The sequence below is a fragment of the Salinispora sp. CH2A1_6 genome, from assembly GCF_056820975.1.
Genome location: NZ_JBXEDG010000003.1, coordinates 295,236 through 312,649, shown reverse-complemented (window position 1 = coordinate 312,649; position 17,414 = coordinate 295,236). Strand labels below are relative to the sequence as shown.

The window sequence follows — 17,414 nt, the reverse complement described above, 5'->3', positions numbered from 1 at the left end:
CCCCGCCAGAAGGCGCATTCGCGCTGGTGGCGTTGCCGGCCGTGTGCCAGTGGCTACCGCGCGCTGTCACACGTTACCCGGCCCGGCGGCAACCGTCTCGTCTGAGCAGGAGGTTCGTGAGTGGGCAGCACCCGTAGCTTGGAGTTCGTAGGCGGTGGGTCCGCGAAATTCTGGGAGGTCACTTGGGATGGCCGTGAGGTGGCCGTCCGGTATGGCCGGATCGGCACGACCGGCCAGACGACCACCAAGACCCTGAACACCGAGGACGCGGCTGCTGTCCACGTCGACAAGCTGATCGCGGAAAAGCTGCGTAAGGGGTACCTCGAATCGAGCACCGACTCACCACAGCAATCAGCCGCCACCCCGGTCGCGTCGGCGCCGACGGTCGTCGGGGCCCGCCAGGAGGGTGAGCCGGTCGCGGCGGGGGTCAACGCCTCCGTGGCGCCTGCCGTTGACGAGGACGCCTTCGTCGTGCCGCCGTCGTGGCGCCGCAACCTCTTGCCCCGTCGGGGTGCTGCCGGTGCGGCGACACGCAAGCCCGACCTGGCCGCCCGCGCCAAGGCGGTGACGCTGCTCGACAAGCTTTCCGGGCACATCGAGCGGGCCCTCCGGCACCCCCAGACCGAGCCGGAGGTGGCCGCAGCCGGCCTCCAACAGCTGGCGGGAAGCCCGTCCCCGCAGGGGGCGGCTGCGGTCGCCGCCGCCATGATGAACGGATCCACCTGGCGCGAGCGGGACGAGACGCGGGGGCTCGCCGACCTGTGGTTGGCCGACTATGGACTTTCCTTTGCCGTGGCGGCGGCGGCTGAGCTGCTGTCGCTGGGCTGGAACCACGGCGGCAACCACCAGCCAGGAACCACTCCGATTCACCATCTACGGCCGGACGAGATTCGGTCGTGGTGGGCGCACGAGTCCGGGCTGACGGTCGCCGGACGGGTCCGCGCCGCGCTCGCCGTCGCACCGGACGACCGGTATGCCGCCGCCATGACTGCCCTCGGCCCGTTCCGGCAAGGAACTCTGCACCAGCAGGTGGCGACGGCGTTTCTCGCGCCCACCGAGACCGACTGGCACGACGAGACCGTCGCGGCCGTCTCCGCCGCCGGAAACCGAGTGCTGGCGACGATCCTCCTGACCGTGGTGACCTCCCCGACGCACGTCGCCCAGGCGGTTGACCACGCCCACGACCACTCTGTTCTCCGGTCGACGGCGCTGCTCTACTCGTTCGTGGCCGCTGCCGGCCCGGCGGCGACGCCCACGCTCGCCGCCTGGTTCGACAACGCGTACGCCGAGGCCGACGTCAAACGCAGGCTGCTCGCAGTGTTGGCCGCGGTGCCGGGCGACGAGGCGTTCCAACTGCTGCTCGACCGGTGCGACCAGAAGTACGTCCCAGCTGCGTTGCGGGACGCCGCCGAACGGTTTCCCGTCCGTGGGCTTCGGCTGCTCGCGGGGAGCGGGCGGCGCGGTCTGGATGACCTGCTGCGGGCGCACGTGCTCGCCAACCCCGAGGTGGCGGAGCGGATGCTCCCCACGCTGCCGGACGACGCGGCTGGACGGATCCGCGCCGCCCTGGCGGCGACGGTCGCGGTTACCGAGGCATCCGCGGAGGCCCTTCCCCACCTGCTCGCCCGTCCGCCCTGGCTCATCAGGCGGCCGGCCCGCCGACCGATCGTCATTGACGGCCTGGTGTGCCGGGATGAGCCGACGATCGTGTGGGCTGCTGGCGAGCACGACACGTGGCGCGACGACAGTAGCCACTACCGGCGCTGGTCCAATCGTGACGACAGCTGGGAGTCGGTGGCGGCGCGGGTGCGCGACGGCCGGGGCAACTGGTGGGAGGCGGCTGACTTCTTTATTCGCGCGCCCGACGAGATCGCCCGCCCGCTGATCGGCGACTGGCGTCCGGAAAACCTGTGGGACGGCGGGTCGTGGATGCGCATGGTGGTGGGCCGTTTCGAACTCGACGCCCTACCCGCCGCCCTCGACGCTGCCCGGCGCAGTCCGGTGACACTGGCCGGAATGCTGCTGCCGTACGCGGCCCCGGAGATCGCGGTCTTGATGGTCGACTGGCTTGGCCGGCTCAAGTCGACCCGTACGACGGTCCAGGCCTGGTTGACCCGGCACACCGCAGCGGCCGCCCGGGCACTGGTCCCGCCGGCGCTGGGCCGGCCCGGAACCGAACGACGCCAGGCCGAGCGGGCGCTGTGGGCGTTGGCTGGCAGTGGGCACGCCGACGAGGTCCGCATGGCCGCAAAAGGTTATGGACCAGCGGCGGCTGAGGCGATCGAGGAGCTGCTGGCCGTTGACCCGCTCGACGCACTGCCGGCAAGGATCCCGAAACTGCCGGGCTGGGCAGACCCGGGGCTGCTGCCCCGCATCCAGCTGCGCGACGGATCGGGTGCCCTGCCGCTACCGGCCGCCGGCCACGTGATCACCATGCTCGCGATGTCGCGCCCCGACGACCCGTACGCTGGGGTCGCGGTCGTCAAGGACGCCTGCGAGCCGCGCAGCCTCGCCGACCTCGCCTGGGCGCTGTTCCAGAATTGGCAGGCCGCGGGTACCCCGTCGAAGGAGAGTTGGGTACTCAACGCGCTCGGGCTCGTCGGCGACGACGAAACCGTGCGCCGGCTCGCGCCGGTGATCCGGGCCTGGCCCGGCGAGGGCGGTCACACGCGGGCGGTCGCCGGCCTCGACGTGCTCGCCGCGATCGGCACCGACGTGGCGCTGATGCATCTGCACAGTGTCGCGCAGAAGGTGAAGTTCAAGGGCCTCAAGGAGCGCGCCAACGCCAAGATGCGCGAGGTCGCGGCCGGGCTGGGGTTGGCGCCGGATCAGCTCGCCGACCGGCTCGTACCGGACCTGGGGCTCGACGCGACGGGCAGCCTCACCCTCGACTACGGCCCGCGGCAGTTCGCGGTGGGCTTCGACGAGCGCCTCAAGCCGTTTGTGCGGGACGCTGACGGAAAGCGGCGCAAGGATCTACCGAAGCCCGGAGTCAAGGACGACGCCACCCTCGCGCCCGCCGCCCACCAGCGGTTCGCCGGACTGAAGAAGGACGTCCGTACCATCGCCAGCGAGCAGATCCGCCGGCTGGAGCAGGCGATGGTGACGCGGCGACGGTGGACGGGGGCCGAGTTCCGTCAGCTCTTCGTGGGGCACCCGCTGGTGTGGCATCTGGTACGGCGGTTGGTGTGGGGGCGGTACGACGAGCGGGGTGAGCTGGTCGGTGCCCTGCGGGTGGCCGAAGACCGGACGTTCGCCGATGTCGACGACGACCCGGTGTCGCTCCCCGACGACGCCGTGGTCGGCGTCGCCCACCCGGCGCACCTGGCCGATAGCGTGGCCGCCTGGGGCGAGGTATTCGCCGACTACGAAATTCTGCAACCGTTCCCGCAACTCGGCCGGGACGTGCACACGCTGACCGAGACGGAGCTGACAGCACACCGGCTGACCCGGTTCGAGGGGATCACCGTGCACGTGGGCAAGCTGCTCGGCCTGGAGCGCCGCGGGTGGCACCGGACGTCGCCGGAGGACGCCGGTGTCCAGTGCAATGTCGAGCGCGAACTACCGGGCGGGGGCGCCGTCGTGATCGGGCTCGACCCGGGCATCGCCGTCGGCCTGGTCGACGAGTTCGTTGACCAGAAGCTGTACGAGATCTGGGTACGGCGTGCCCAGGACAGTTACTGGAGCGACAAGCGGGTGGTGTCGTTCGGTGACCTTGACCCGGTTACCGCTTCCGAGATCATCCGTGACCTTGAGGAGATCACCGCATGAGCGTGGCCAACGGGCGATCGGCCGGCGCGGTGCGCGCCGACGGCGGTACTACGCCCCGGGTGCAGCGGCCGCCGGCCGAGGTGCGCCACGCCGACGAGTTGGCGCGGCTGCGCGCCGAGGACACCGCGGAGCGGCCGCCCGGCTGGGCGCTGAGCCTGCAGGCGGCCCGGCGGTTCATTCTCGGTGACGAGCAGGCCGACATCCGTCGTAAGTTCGTCGGTGACCCGTCGCTCATCGACCGGGCCCTGGTCACCCTCGCCACCAGTCGCGGCCTCATGCTCGTCGGCGAGCCGGGCACCGCCAAGTCGCTGCTGTCGGAGCTGCTGGCCGCCGCGGTCAGTGGGAACTCCACACTGACCATTCAGGGCGGCGCGGCGACAACCGAGGATCAGATCAAGTACTCGTGGAACTACGCCCTGCTTGTCGCCGAGGGTCCATCCCGGCGATCCCTGGTTCCGGCGCCGCTGCTGCACGGCATGACGGAGGGCAGGGTGGTCCGGTTCGAAGAGATCACCCGCTGTCCCCTGGAGGTGCAGGACTGCCTGCTGTCACCGCTGTCCGACCGGGTACTCGCGCTGCCGGAGCTGACCGGCGACGACGCGATGGTCTTCGCCCAGGAAGGATTCAACATCATCGCCACGGCTAATACCCGTGACCGCGGTGTCAACGACATGAGCTCTGCGCTCAAGCGGCGGTTCAACTTCGAGACGGTCTTCCCGATCGCCGACTTCGACACCGAACTGGCGCTGGTCGGCGCTGAGGCGGGCGAACTGCTACGTCGCTCCGGGGTGACTGTCGAGCCCCGGCGCGACGTTCTCGAGGTGCTGGTCACCGCCTTCCGCGAGCTGCGCGTCGGCCAGACGTCCCGCGGCGACGCGATGGAGCGCCTGTCGGCCGTGATGAGCACCGCTGAGGCGGTGTCGGTCGCCCACGCCGTCGGGCTACGCGGCTGGTTCCTGCGAGGCGAACCGGGCACGGCCGCCGATCTCGTGTCGTGCCTCGCCGGCACGGCCGCGAAGGACAACCCGGACGACCTGGCCCGGCTGCGACGCTACCTCGAGCAGCAGGCCAGTCGGCGCTCCGGCGGGCCGTGGAAGGAGTTGCACACCGCCCGGCACCTGCTGCCCGGCTGATGGGAGCCACCTTCATCGGCGTGCGCCACCACAGCCCGGCCTGCGCCCGGCTCGTCGCCGAGACAATCTCGGCACTACGGCCGGCGTACGTGCTGGTCGAAGGACCAGTCGACATGAACGGCCGGCTCGACGAACTGCTACTCGACCACGAGCTGCCCGTCGCGGTCTTCACAAGCTACCGGGATGCGGAACGGCAGCATGTCTCCTGGGCACCGTTCTGCGCGTACTCCCCGGAGTGGGTCGCGCTGACCACGGGCCGCGAGGTGGGTGCCCAGCTGCGCTTCATCGACCTGCCCGCCTGGCATCCCGCGTTCGCCCGACGGCGTAACCGCTACGCGGACGCCGAGCAGCGGTACGCCGACGTGCTGGAGTCGCTGTGCCGCACGTTCGGGGCCGACAACGTCGACACGCTGTGGGACCACCTGTTCGAGGTCCCCCCGGCCGACGGCCTCGCCGAGCGGCTCGCCGTCTACTTCGACCTGGTCCGCGGTGAGTCGACGGCCGGTCCGGAGGACACCGAGCGGGAGGCGTACATGGCCCGGTGGGTGCGGGCGGCCGTCGCCGACGCCGGGGACCGGCCGGTCGTCGTCGTCACCGGTGGGTTTCACCGGCCGGCACTCGTCCAGCTCAGCGCCACCACCAACAGCGCCCCCTCCCCGGTCGACCCCACCTGGCCGCAGGCTCCGGGACTCCCGGCCACAGCGGCCGGCGGCAGCTACCTGGTGCCGTACTCGTTCCGCCGGCTCGACGCCTTCGACGGCTACCAGTCCGGGATGCCGTCGCCGGACTACTACCAACGGCTCTGGGACGCTGGTCCGGAGTCCGCCGCGGACCAGCTGATGGCCGCGGTGGTCGGGCGGCTGCGGGAACGGCGGCAGGCGGTGTCGACGGCGGACCTGATCGCGGCGCGAGCCTCGGCGGAAGGGCTCGCCCGGGTACGCGGCCACCGACTCCTCGCCCGGGTCGACGTCCTCGACGGACTGGCCGCCGCACTGGTCAACGAGGCGCTCGACGTACCCCTGCCCTGGTCGACCCGGGGCATCCTGCGCACGGGCACCCATCCCGCGATAGTCGAGATGGTCGCCGCCCTCAGCGGCGACCGTGTCGGCCGGCTGCATCCGTCGACCCCACTGCCGCCGCTGGTGCAGAACGCCGAGGCCGATCTGGAGCGGCACGGGCTCGGTCGGCCCGGCGACGTACGCCTGAAGCTGACCGACCCGACCGATCTGGAGCGCAGCCGGATCCTGCACCGGCTGCGAGTCCTGCGGATCCCCGGCTTCACCCGGCACGCCGGCCCCACCACCGGCATCGACCCGGTCCTCAACGAGGAGTGGAGCGTACGCGCCGACGACGACCGGCTGCCGGCCCTCATCGAGGGCGGTGGCTACGGCCGGACGCTCGATGAGGCAGCGGCCGCGGTGCTGGCAGATCGGATCGCCGCCGCCCGAGGTGACATGGACCAGTTGGCCGCCGCTTTGTTCGACGCGGCCCTGTGCGGCAGCGGCGCGGTCTCCGACCGGGTACTGCACGATGTCACCGGGGCGGTCGCCGCCGCACCCGAGATGGGACCCGTCGGCCGGGTGCTGGCCGTCGTACTCGCGTTGTGGCGCCACGACCACCTGCTGGGCACCGCTCGCACCGGCACGCTGGGCGCGGTCGTCAAAGCCGGTGTAGAGCGCGTCCTGTGGCTCGCCGAGGGGGTTTGCGGCGGGGCGGCGCCAGCCGAGTCGGCGCGGATCGACGCGCTGGTGGCAGTCCGCGACGCCCTCGTACACGCCCGTTCCGCGCTCGGGCTCGACCGCGAAGCGGCCCTGGCCGTGGCGGCCCGGATCGCCAGCAACGCGGACGTGCCGCCGGACCTCCGTGGGGCGACGTTCGGCTTCGCCTGGTCGCTCGGCGCCCAGGTCGAGCCCGTTCGCGCCGTACGCGGCGCGTTCGCCCCGGCGTCGGTCGGTGACTGGCTCGCCGGGACGTTCGCGCTGGCCCGCGAGGAGGTCCTCGCAGCCGACGGCGTCCTCGACCTGCTCGACGAACTGCTCAGCGGGATGGGCGAGCAGGAGTTCCTCATCGCCCTGCCGGCGTTGCGTCACGCGTTCGCATACTTCCCACCCCGGGAACGCGAGACGATCGCCCGGCACGTGCTGGCCCGGCGCGGCGCCGCCGGGTCGGGTCGGGCACTGCTGCGGCTGCCCACCGCGCCCGACGTGGTCGCGGCCGGCCGCGACCTCGACGAACGGGTCAACGCGCTTCTCGCCCGGGAAGGACTGTTGGGCACGTGACCGATTCCGAACTCGAACGGTGGCGGCTCGTGCTCGGCGAGCCCGGCGACGCCGCCCTCGGCGGCCGACCGCTCGCGGCCGAGACCGCGGCCCGCGACGCGGCGCTCGAATGGTTGTACGGCCGCGACGAGGAACTCGGTCGCCGGGGTGTACGCCGCGCCGGCAGCCGGTACGGCGGCGACGGTCCCACGACGCTGACCACAGTCGACTGGCTCGACGACATCACCCGACTCTTCCCCCGCGAAACCATCGAGCGACTGCAACGCGACGCGGTGGAGCGGTACGAGATCCACGATGTGGTGACCAACCCCGCCGTTCTGGAGCGCGTGGAGCCCAACCAAGCCTTACTCAGAGCGGTGCTGCGCACGAAGCACCTGATGAACCCGCAGGTCCTGCGGCTGGCCCGGCGCATCGTCGAAGCGGTCATCCGCCAGCTCATGGACCAGCTGGCAACCGAGGTGCGGGTGGCGTTCACCGGCGCACGGGCCCGGCGGCCGAGCCGGTTCCGGCAGGCACGCAACTTCGACGTCCGGCGCACCATCAACGCCAACCTCGGCCACTACCGGCCCGAAGAGCAGCAGCTGTTTATCGAGACACCATACTTTTTCTCGCGCACCCGCCAGCACATCGACCAGTGGCAGGTGATCCTGCTCGTCGACCAGTCCGGGTCGATGACCGACTCGGTCATCCACTCCGCGGTCACCGCCGCCTGCCTGTGGGGACTGCCCGGCGTCCGCACCCACCTGGTCGCGTTCGACACCGACATCGTCGACCTGACCAGCGAAGTCGACGACCCGGTCGAGCTGCTGATGAAGGTCCAGCTCGGCGGTGGCACCAACATTGGCCGCGCGGTCGACTACGCCGCGCAGCTCATCGAGCAGCCCCGGCGGGCCATCGTCGCGCTGATCACGGATTTCTACGAGGGCGGATCGGAGGAGCGCCTGGTGCGGGCCGTACGCGGCCTGGTTGAGCAGGGCACCAAGGTGCTCGGGCTGGCCGCGCTCGACCAACAGGCCAACCCGGTATACGACCGTGGGGCCGCGCAACGCCTCGCCGACGTCGGCGCGTCCGTCGGCGCGATGACACCGGGCGAGCTCGCCACGTTCGTCGCCGAGCAGGTGGGCCGATGAACGCACCCCCCGCCACCAGCCGCGGCGACCTGCTGGCCCTGACGCCCGATTCGCTGGCCGCCCTGACCAACCGAGGGCTCGTCAAGCGGGCCACCAAGGAGCTCGACCAGGCCGCGCCGGCCGTCACCGTGGACGGCGACGGCACCCTGCGCGGCACCTTCCCCGACGGCATCGCGGCGCGCCTGCCAATCGGCGGCCTGGACGCTGGCGCCTGCTCCTGCCACGCCACCACGGTCTGCCGCCACCTCATCGGACTCATCCTCGCCTACCAGCGGCAACACACCGCGACCAGCTCTCACGCCGACCAACGGCAACACACCGCTGCCAGCTCGCTCGCCGACCCCGGCCCGCGGCCGGGTTCCCCGATCGACGTTCCGTCCGCCGCACCGCCGAGCACCGGCACTGGCCCGGCCGCGTGGTCACCGGGCTCGTTCACCGACGAGCAGCTCACCAGCCGCATCGGCGCCCGACTGATGGCCGCCGCCCGGCGGGTGGAGCGCGCCGGATACCTGGCCCGGGTACGCCGCCCCACATCCACCGATCCCGTCCCCACCGTCGAACTGGGCTCGGCCACCGTACGCTTCCTCGTCCCCCACGACCTCGGCTTCGTACACACCGACGCCGTCGCCGGGGTCCGCGACGACGTGGTAGCACTCGCCGTGTGGGCGTTCCGGGTCGCCGACGAGCACGCGCCCGGCCTGGCCGAGGCGCGGGTCGAGGTCGGCGGGCCGACCAACGACGACGGCAGCGGCTCGGGGCTCGAAGCGACGCTCCTGCTCGCCGACCGGGTGCTGCGCGACGGCGCCGTGCATATCGGCACCGGTATGGCGGCGGCGGTCGCCGAACAGCAACAGACCCTGGACGCCGTCGGGCTGCGCTGGCCGCTGCTGGCCCTCGACGACCTGGCCGACCAACTGACGGCGTACCGGGAACGCAGCGCCCGGTACCGACCGGACACGCTGGCCGGACTGATCCTGGAGCTGCATGCCCGTCACCGGGCGGTCTGTAACGACGGCGGCAGTCCGCGGGCTCTGGTGCTCGGCACAGACGAGGCAGCCGAAACCCCCCTTCGCCGGGTGCGGCTCGACTCCCTCGGCTGCCGGGTGTCGGCGGTTGGCGAGCAACGTACGGTGGAGATCTTCCACGCGCACGCCGAGACGGCCACGGTGCTGGTGCTACGGCGTAGCTGGGGCGGGGAGGCCGATGGCCCCGCCCTGGCCCGCCGACGCATCGGTGGAGCCACCGTCGGTGCCTTGGCCGCGGGCAACGTGGTAACCGAGTCCGCCGTACGCAGCGCGAGCCGCGCTGTTCGGCTGGCCACCAGCCGGGTCGCCCAAACCACAGTCAACCCGTCGCAGGGGCGCTGGGACGCACTACCCGAGGCGCTGGTCGTGCGGGACATCGACGCGCTCGGCGTCGAGCTCGACGCGCTACCACCGCGGGTGGTCCGGCCCCGCATCGAGGCCGAGCTGGTACGCGTCGTGGCGGTCGCCGACGTCCTCACCGTCAACTACTCGCCCGGTCAGCAGCGCCTCGACGCCGTCATCGTTGACGCGCACGGCACCCACGCCACGGTCACCGCCACCCACACGGGTGCCGCGCCCGGCCGACTCGACGCGGTGGCGGCGGCCCTCACCGGCAAGAACGGCCAGGTCCAACACGTCAGCGGGATCGTGCACCGCTCCGCCGGCGGAGTGGTGATCGATCCCCTGGCGTTCGCCGTGGATGGCGCGATGGTCGTACCGGACCTGGCGCCTTCGGTGGCGAGTCACCTCGGCATCGACGACGGCGACGAGCCCAGCCAGCTGGTCGCCGCGCTGCACGAAAGCCGCACGCTACTCACCACCGTTGCCCACCAGGGGCTACTGCACCTGCCGGCCACATACCCCGACCGCCTGCTCGGCGCAGCCCGCGAGCTGACGAAGGTTGGGCTGCGACGGGTGGCCAGCGCCGTCAACGTCTTCGCCGGGACGCTCGGCGCAGACCCCGGCGAAGGCGCGGTGCAGGCATGGGTGGACGCCTACCTGCGCGTGGAGGTGGCCCTCGACCTGTGCTAATGAGCCGTAGCCGCCGCGCATCTACGCCGTATCAAAAAACGCTGTCTTCGGTGCCACCGCCGGTCACGCCCGACAGGCGCCGGGCCGGCAGGGTCAGGACCAGCACGACCGCGAGCACCGGAATCGCCGCAGCGATGAGAAAGGCTGTGCCGGCGTTGGTGTGGCTGACCAGCACACCGGCGAGAGCGTAGCCGCCGGCGCCACCGAGACCGGTCGCGGAAGCGAGCCACGTGAACGCCTCGGTCCGGCAGCGCGCGGGCGCGAGAAGACCGCAGATCGTGGCCAGCGTGGTCGCTGCCGGTGCGATCGCGAGTCCGGCCAGGAACATCAGGGGATAGAGGACGGCGAGGTTCTGACCAGTCAACAGGGTGCAGAAACCGAGGCCGGTCAGGCCCAGCAGGACGCCGCACTGCCGCCGGATACCTCCGGGCCAGTCCCGCGTGCCGAACGCGAGCCCTCCCGCCACGCTCCCGGCCGCCCAGACCGCCAACAACCCTCCCGCTGCGGACGTCGACCCGAGTTCGATGGCCCGGGCGATGACCCCGACCTCGATGAACCCGACCGCCGCCATCTGCATCGCCACGATGGGCAGGAGGGGAGCGAGGGCCAACAACCTGCGGTCCAACAACCCGCGGCTTCGGGTGATCGCCCGGATGTGCTCACCCTTCGACCAACCCGCCATGGCGGCGAACAGCCCGGTACCGACCAGACTCACCACGCCGGCGATAAGCAGCGCGGTCATGGGCGAAGCCACTACCACCAGTGCGGCGACGAGCGCGGGACCTCCGATGAACATGACCTCCGTGCCGATCGTGTCCAGGCTCAGGGCACTGGTCCGCTCGCTCGGCTTGCTGAAACTGCGGATGAACACGGAGCGGATAGCCGCACCCAGTGGCGGGGTCGACCCGCCAGCGACCGCTGCGAGCGGCCAGATGAACGGCGCGGGCACCACGACGAGGGCGATGATGCCCGCCGCATTGATCGCCGCCGCGACGACCAGCACGTACGGCCCCCGGCGGTCGACCATCCGGCCGAGGACGACGAAGCCGAAACTCGCGGTAACCGCATAGACGGCCACAACCGCGCCTCCGGCCCCTAACCCGCCGAGGTGCTGTTGGGCGAACAGGAGCAACGCGAGCGGGACCATGGTCTGGGTGAGGCGTGCGATCAGCGAGCCGAGGAACGCCCACCGAACCGTCCGGTGCGAGACCACCACGAGGTACCGACGCACTCCGACGGGGACAGCCACCGGCGGCGCGGAGGTCTGGTCCGGGGCGGTACTCACGCCTGCCCTCCCCCGGGCATGGTTTGTGGGAACCCGTAGAGGATCAGTCGGACGGGCTCCTGCGCCTCCGAGGACGCCAGTTCGGCGCGACGAACGTGCTCCCGGGTGATCGACTCCACTTCCCGCCCCCAGGCGTGCAGTTCGGCGGGCGACATCAGCGCGGTGCGGCTGTGCATCGTCACCGACGAGTTCCACCCGGCGTGATGCGCGTCGCGCCTGGCCACGAACTCCTGCAACAGGGCCTGGTCCCGGTGCAGCCGGACGCGCACGAACTGCTCCTGCGCCGTCTCCAGCTCTGGGTCATCCGTCGACACGTCCTCCAGGGGCACGTCGGTCTCCCGAGTCGCCCGGCGCCAGGGGCGCTCCCGAAGGCTGGCTCCCGCCACCACGGCCGGCTCGACCAGGCCCTGCGCGGCGAGGATACGCAGGTGATAGGAGCAGGTCTTCGGGGTGAGGCCGAGCAGCGTGGCACTTTCACTCGCCGTCAGCGTGTCCCGCACCCGAAGCAAGTCGAGGAGAGCCAGGCGGGTCGGATGTGCCAACGCCCGCAGTCCCTCAAGCGTGGCCACCGAACGAGTTGTGGAAGACATGTTCCGGAACACTACTTCCGAAGTTGCCGGGCAGTCAAGGAACGGACGGGGTGACGACGATCGCGTACCGCCAGCCGATCCGCTTCGCCAGCTGCACCCGGAGCCGGAGAATCTGCGGCGACAGGCGTAACCGGCACCGCTCAGCCCGGTGGTCACCGATCCGGTCACCCGTAAAGTCGAGAGCCCCTTCTATATCCTCAAAGCTCGATGTGCTGCGCAGGAGGGCGGAAGGCGCGATGAGCGGGAACTGGCAGACCGAACCGGATAAGCCCCACCCGCCGACCTGGCAAGGCAACCCGACAGACGGAACCCCACCGCTGGGCGACCCACCACCGAAAGCCACGCCACCCCCGCCCGCCACATCCCACTCACGGGCACCAGACCCACCGAGCGAGGCCGCGACACCCGCAGCAGCCCCGCCACCGGATCGATCCCAACCTCGGCAAGGCGCGACAGCAGGCGCAAGGGGTGAGGGGCTGCCGTCACCGGCACCCGCCACGCCCTCCCTACCCACTCTCGCCGTCGACCACTTCATGCCCGGAGCCTCGAATCTGACATCGCGCAGGAGACTCCAACTGCTGGCCCTTGTCGGGATCATCGGTGCGGTCATCACACTCATCGGCCTGACAGTCAACTTCTACTTCGATTTGGGAACCACAACCTCGCGCGTGGCGGCTGAGCAAACCGCAGAGCAGAAGGTCAACCTGACGAAGGTCCCGTCTATTGACGTAGCTCAGTACGATCAGGAAACGCCCGCGGCTTCTGGTATATCGTCCTGGACCGTGAGTTGGAACCGGATGAGCAACATCAACTACAAGCCCTTCCGGTCGATAACAAATTCGGCGACAGGGCATGAGAACTCCTTCGCGGACTTGGCGGACGCCTGATCTACAGGCCGAGTGCGCCGAGCCGGGTGTCGCCCGCCATCCTCAAGGAACACCCACGTAGCTTTGTGAGTGGGAACGCCACAGTCTTTCACCTCAACCTCTTCAGCGAAAGGAGCACTCCACTGTCAATAACCAGAATGCGCGCAATCAATGTGTCATGCCAGCCCTCCAACGCGCAGGTGATCGTCGAACTCCCTCCCCAGGGTGGCGCCACCTACGAGGGGGTCATGTTCGATCTCAGTAGCCACGATCCAATTCCCTACGTGATGGACGAGGCCAGCGATCAGGGCGATCCCTACTTCAAGAATCGGAAAATCGATCTCGGCGGTGGCATGTCACCAGGTGGCTTAAGGGTGGAGGCACTGGTGTGGGAGGAGTCCTGCGAATGGGAGATCGAGGCGACCTATCATGACTCCAGCCCAGAGCGTGGAGGTACGGTACTGCTCCGAGACGGCGAGAAGCCGTTCTTCGCCGAGGCGCGACCAGTACGGCCAGCCCAGCACTGGGTAGCCGACCCGTACCAGGAACCCGCACAGCTGGTTCCCTGTCACGAGGCGTCGAGTATCTTCTGTCCGCACTCGCCCTGACAGGAATGCATAATACGGTGATCTCTGCTTCGTCCGGCTACCCCGGCCACTCGTGCGGTACCCGACGAAGGGGCTCGTTGAGGTGGCACTACCCCCGTTTGGCCGCTATGCCCCGTCAGGACGGTTCATAGGCCAGATTGGGTCGCAGCCACCGCTCGGCGTCGACGACGCTGATGGCGCGGCGGGCGGCGTAGTCTTCGATCTGGTCCCTGCCGATGCGGCCCACGGTGAAGTATTTCGCCGCCGGGTTGGCGAAAATCAGCCCACTGACGCTGGCTGCCGGCGTCATCGCGAAGGACTCCGTCAGACCGATGCCGAGGTCGGTGGCTTTCAGCAGGTCGAACAGGTCCCGCTTCTCGCTGTGGTCCGGGCTGGCGGGATAGCCGAGCGCCGGACGAATGCCCCGGAAGCGTTCGGCGTGCAGATCGGCGAGGTCCGGCGTGGCGTCTGGTTCGAACCAGTCGCGGCGGGCCTTCAGGTGGATGTACTCGGCGAAGGCTTCGGCAAGCCTGTCGGCCAGTGCCTTGACCATGATTGCGCGGTAGTCGTCGTGCTGGGCCTCGTAGTGCGCGGCCAGGGCATCCGCGCCGTGGATCGTCACGGCGAAGCCACCCAGGTGGTCACCCTCGGGGGCCACGTAGTCGGCCAGGCAGCGGTTGTTCCGGCCGGCCGGCTTTACCGTCTGCTGGCGTAACATCGGCAGGCGTACCCCGTTGCCGAGGACGATGTCGTCGCCCTCGGAGTGCGCGGGCCAGAAGCCGTAGACACCTCGGGCTTGGAAGGAGTCGTCCTTCGTGATCTGGTCCAACAGGGTGTTGGCGTCGTCGTAGAGCTCGCGGGCGACCGGCTGATCCAGGATCGCCGGGAACTTGCCCTTGAGTTCCCAGGCCAGAAAGAGGAACTGCCAGTCGATCATCTCGCGCAGCTCGGGCAGGGTGGGCTGGACCGTCTGCCAGCCGGTGAAGGCCGGGGTCGGCAGGTCGCTGAAGTCGACCTGCTCGCGGTTGGCGCGGGCCTCAGCCAAGCCGAGCATCGGCTGGGAGTGCCGGTTGGCGTGCGCCTCGCGCAGCTGCTCCTGCTCGACCCGGTTGGCGCGGTCCAGCTCGCGGGCCCGACCGTCGTCGAGCAGGTCGGAGACCACGCCGACAACCCGGGACGCGTCGAGCACGTGCACGGTTGTGCCGTCGTACGAGGGGGCGATGCGCACGGCGGTGTGTTGACGCGATGTCGTGGCCCCGCCGATCAGCAGGGGCACCTTGAGGCCGCGGCGCTGCATCTCGGCGCCGACGGTGACCATCTCGTCCAGTGATGGCGTGATCAAGCCGGACAGGCCGATGGCGTCGGCGCCCTCGGCGACTGCCGTGTCCAGAATCCGGCCGGCGGGAACCATCACGCCCAGGTCGATGACCTCATAGTTGTTGCAGCCCAGGACCACGCCGACGATGTTCTTGCCGATGTCGTGCACATCGCCCTTCACGGTTGCCAGCACGACCTTGCCCTGCCCGCGACCCGGGTCGATCCGGCCCTCCAGGCGGGCCTGCTCCTTCTCCGCTTCCATGAACGGTTCGAGGTAGGCCACCGAGCGCTTCATGACCCGGGCGCTCTTGACCACCTGCGGCAGGAACATCTTGCCGGCGCCGAACAGGTCGCCGACGATCTTCATTCCGTCCATCAGCGGACCCTCGATGACATTGAGGGGTCGGGCGAGGCCCTGCCGGGCCTCCTCCGTGTCCTCTTCAATGAAGTCGACGATGCCGTGGACCAGCGCGTATGACAGCCGCTCGTGCACCGGCGCCTCGCGCCAGGAGAGGTCGACCGCCCGCTTCGTCCCGGAACCGGTAACGGTCGACGCGAAGGTGACCAGGCGGTCGGTGGCGTCCGGGCGCCGATCGAAAATCACGTCCTCAACGAGTTCGACGAGGTCGGCGGGGATGTCGGCGTACACGGCGAGCTGGCCGGCGTTGACGATGCCCATGTCCAACCCGGCGCGGACAGCGTGCAACAGGAACGCCGAATGCATCGCCTCACGAACCACGTCGTTGCCCCGGAAGGAGAATGACAGGTTGGAGATGCCGCCGCTGGTGCGGGCACCCGGGCAGCGCTCCTTGATCAGCGGGAGGGCGTCGATGAACGCCTTCGCGTATCCGTTGTGCTCGGCGATGCCGGTGGCGACCGCGAGGACGTTCGGGTCAAAGATGATGTCCTCCGGCGCGAACCCGACCTGCTCGACGAGCAGATCGTAGGCCCGGGCGCAGATGGACACCTTCCGTTCGGTGGTGTCGGCCTGGCCGTGCTCGTCGAAGGCCATCACCACCACGCCGGCGCCGTAATCGTGGATCCGGCGGGCCTGTGCCAGGAACGACTCCGTGCCCTCCTTGAGGCTGATGGAGTTGACCACGGCCTTGCCCTGCACGCACTTGAGGCCGGCTTCGAGCACCGTCCACTTCGAGCTGTCGATCACCACCGGGATCCGGGCGACCTCGGGCTCGGTGGCGATAAGATTGAGGAAGGTCGTCATGGCGCGCTCGCTGTCGAGCAGGTCCGCGTCCATGTTGACGTCGAGCAGGTTGGCGCCGCCGCGAACCTGCTCCAGGGCCACGTCGACCGCGCCCTGATAGTTGTCCGACTCGATGAGTCGACGGAACTTGGCCGAGCCGGTGACGTTGGTGCGCTCACCGATCATCACGAACCCGGTGTCCGGTCCGATCGCGAACGGCTCCAACCCACTGAATCGGGTGGCTTCGGGCCGGGCGGCAACCGTCCGTGGCGGGGTGTCGGCCACGGCGGCGGCGATCCGGGCGATGTGCTCCGGTGAGGTACCGCAGCAGCCACCGGCGATGTTGAGCAGGCCGGACGCGGCGAACTCGCCGAGCAGGCCGGCGGTCTCCTCCGGCGTTTGGTCGTAGCCGCCGAAAGCGTTCGGCAGACCGGCGTTGGGGTGACACGCCACGTAGGTCCCAGCGATCTTGGAAAGCTCCTCGATGTGTGGGCGCATCTCGGCCGCCCCCAGCGAGCAGTTCACGCCGACGACCAACGGATCGGCCCGCTCTACCGAGCGCCAGAAAGCCTCCACGGTCTGCCCCGACAGCGTCCGGCCGCTGAGGTCGACGATGGTCACGGAAATCCACAGCGGCAGCTGCGGCGCGACCTCACGAGCTGCGGCGATTGCCGCTTTCGCGTTCAGCGTGTCGAAGATCGTCTCGATCAGCAGGAGGTCGACACCGCCCTCGGCCAGGGCCGAGATCTGCTCCGCGTACGCCGCGCGCACCTCGTCGAAGTCGACGGCGCGATACGCCGGGTCCTCGACCCGTGGCGACAGCGACAGCGTCACGTTCAGCGGCCCGACTGAGCCGGCCACGAATCGGCTACCGAACTCGTCCGCCGCCTGCCGGGCCAGCCGCGCACCCTGAACGTTCATCTCCCGCACCAGTGACTCGAGCCCGTAGTCGGCCTGGCCAATGCTCGTCGCCGTGAAGGTATTGGTGGTGGTGATGTCGGCACCGGCGGCCAGATACTGCCGGTGTACGTCCAGAATGACGTCGGGCCGGGTGAGGTTGAGCAGGTCGGGATCGCCGCTGACGTCCTGCGGATGGTCGACGATCAGGTCGCCTCGATAGTCCGCGGCGGTGAGCTTCGCGGCCTGCAGCATCGTTCCCCAGGCGCCGTCCAACACCAGAACCCGCTGCGACATCAGC

General features: G+C 70.0%; 10 protein-coding genes. 7 read left to right on the top strand and 3 right to left on the bottom strand.

Annotated features, from left to right (window positions below; genetic code table 11):
* Positions 1-120: 120 nt before the first annotated feature.
* Genes AC1UKG_RS06250 through AC1UKG_RS06230 form a run of 5 tightly spaced genes read left to right on the top strand, consistent with a single transcriptional unit; the run spans position 121 to position 10,370 of the window.
* Entirely contained in the window at positions 121-3,771 is a 3,651-nt protein-coding gene (locus tag AC1UKG_RS06250; RefSeq protein WP_482642996.1) for a DUF4132 domain-containing protein, read from the top strand.
* Positions 3,768-4,904, top strand: coding sequence for an ATP-binding protein (locus AC1UKG_RS06245; protein WP_018744402.1), 1,137 nt, complete (start codon positions 3,768-3,770; stop codon positions 4,902-4,904). Before AC1UKG_RS06250 ends, AC1UKG_RS06245 begins: the two co-directional genes overlap by 4 nt.
* On the top strand, positions 4,904-7,183 hold the full coding sequence (locus tag AC1UKG_RS06240) for a DUF5682 family protein (RefSeq protein WP_018744401.1): 2,280 nt from the start codon (positions 4,904-4,906) through the stop codon (positions 7,181-7,183). The genes AC1UKG_RS06245 and AC1UKG_RS06240 overlap by 1 nt, the downstream gene beginning before the upstream one ends.
* Complete coding sequence (locus AC1UKG_RS06235; protein WP_018814476.1) at positions 7,180-8,313, top strand: VWA domain-containing protein; 1,134 nt, start codon at positions 7,180-7,182, stop codon at positions 8,311-8,313. Before AC1UKG_RS06240 ends, AC1UKG_RS06235 begins: the two co-directional genes overlap by 4 nt.
* The gene (locus AC1UKG_RS06230) at positions 8,310-10,370 is read left to right on the top strand and encodes a hypothetical protein (protein WP_482642997.1); all 2,061 of its coding nucleotides are present in this window, start codon (positions 8,310-8,312) and stop codon (positions 10,368-10,370) included. The genes AC1UKG_RS06235 and AC1UKG_RS06230 overlap by 4 nt, the downstream gene beginning before the upstream one ends.
* 31 nt (positions 10,371-10,401) lie before the next feature.
* Here the strand turns inward: AC1UKG_RS06230 and AC1UKG_RS06225 are convergent, their stop codons facing one another.
* Positions 10,402-11,655, bottom strand: coding sequence for an MFS transporter (locus tag AC1UKG_RS06225; RefSeq protein WP_018814474.1), 1,254 nt, complete (start codon positions 11,653-11,655; stop codon positions 10,402-10,404).
* Positions 11,652-12,224 (bottom strand): winged helix-turn-helix domain-containing protein, encoded by a 573-nt coding sequence (locus tag AC1UKG_RS06220; RefSeq protein ID WP_018744397.1) that lies wholly within the window; start codon positions 12,222-12,224, stop codon positions 11,652-11,654. Before AC1UKG_RS06220 ends, AC1UKG_RS06225 begins: the two co-directional genes overlap by 4 nt.
* Positions 12,225-12,778: 554 nt before the next feature.
* Between AC1UKG_RS06220 and AC1UKG_RS06215 the strand changes: the two genes are divergently transcribed.
* The gene (locus tag AC1UKG_RS06215; RefSeq protein WP_482642998.1) at positions 12,779-13,132 is read left to right on the top strand and encodes a hypothetical protein; all 354 of its coding nucleotides are present in this window, start codon (positions 12,779-12,781) and stop codon (positions 13,130-13,132) included.
* 137 nt (positions 13,133-13,269) lie between these two features.
* Positions 13,270-13,719: a hypothetical protein gene (locus tag AC1UKG_RS06210; protein WP_018744395.1), complete on the top strand. Its 450-nt coding sequence runs from the start codon at positions 13,270-13,272 to the stop codon at positions 13,717-13,719.
* A 115-nt stretch (positions 13,720-13,834) separates the two neighbouring features.
* On the opposite strand, the gene metH is transcribed toward AC1UKG_RS06210, so the two are convergent.
* Positions 13,835-17,410 (bottom strand): methionine synthase, encoded by a 3,576-nt coding sequence (metH, locus tag AC1UKG_RS06205; protein ID WP_018744394.1) that lies wholly within the window; start codon positions 17,408-17,410, stop codon positions 13,835-13,837.
* Positions 17,411-17,414 lie beyond the last annotated feature (4 nt).

What these genes read in the sequence shown, in the direction of transcription:
- AC1UKG_RS06215 (WP_482642998.1), top strand. Translation starts at nt 12,779, where the DNA reads ATGCCCGGAGCCTCGAATCTGACATCGCGCAGGAGACTCCAACTGCTG.
- AC1UKG_RS06245 (WP_018744402.1), top strand. Translation starts at nt 3,768, where the DNA reads ATGAGCGTGGCCAACGGGCGATCGGCCGGCGCGGTGCGCGCCGACGGC.
- AC1UKG_RS06210 (WP_018744395.1), top strand. Translation starts at nt 13,270, where the DNA reads ATGCGCGCAATCAATGTGTCATGCCAGCCCTCCAACGCGCAGGTGATC.
- metH (WP_018744394.1), bottom strand. Translation starts at nt 17,410, where the DNA reads ATGTCGCAGCGGGTTCTGGTGTTGGACGGCGCCTGGGGAACGATGCTG.
- AC1UKG_RS06230 (WP_482642997.1), top strand. Translation starts at nt 8,310, where the DNA reads ATGAACGCACCCCCCGCCACCAGCCGCGGCGACCTGCTGGCCCTGACG.
- AC1UKG_RS06240 (WP_018744401.1), top strand. Translation starts at nt 4,904, where the DNA reads ATGGGAGCCACCTTCATCGGCGTGCGCCACCACAGCCCGGCCTGCGCC.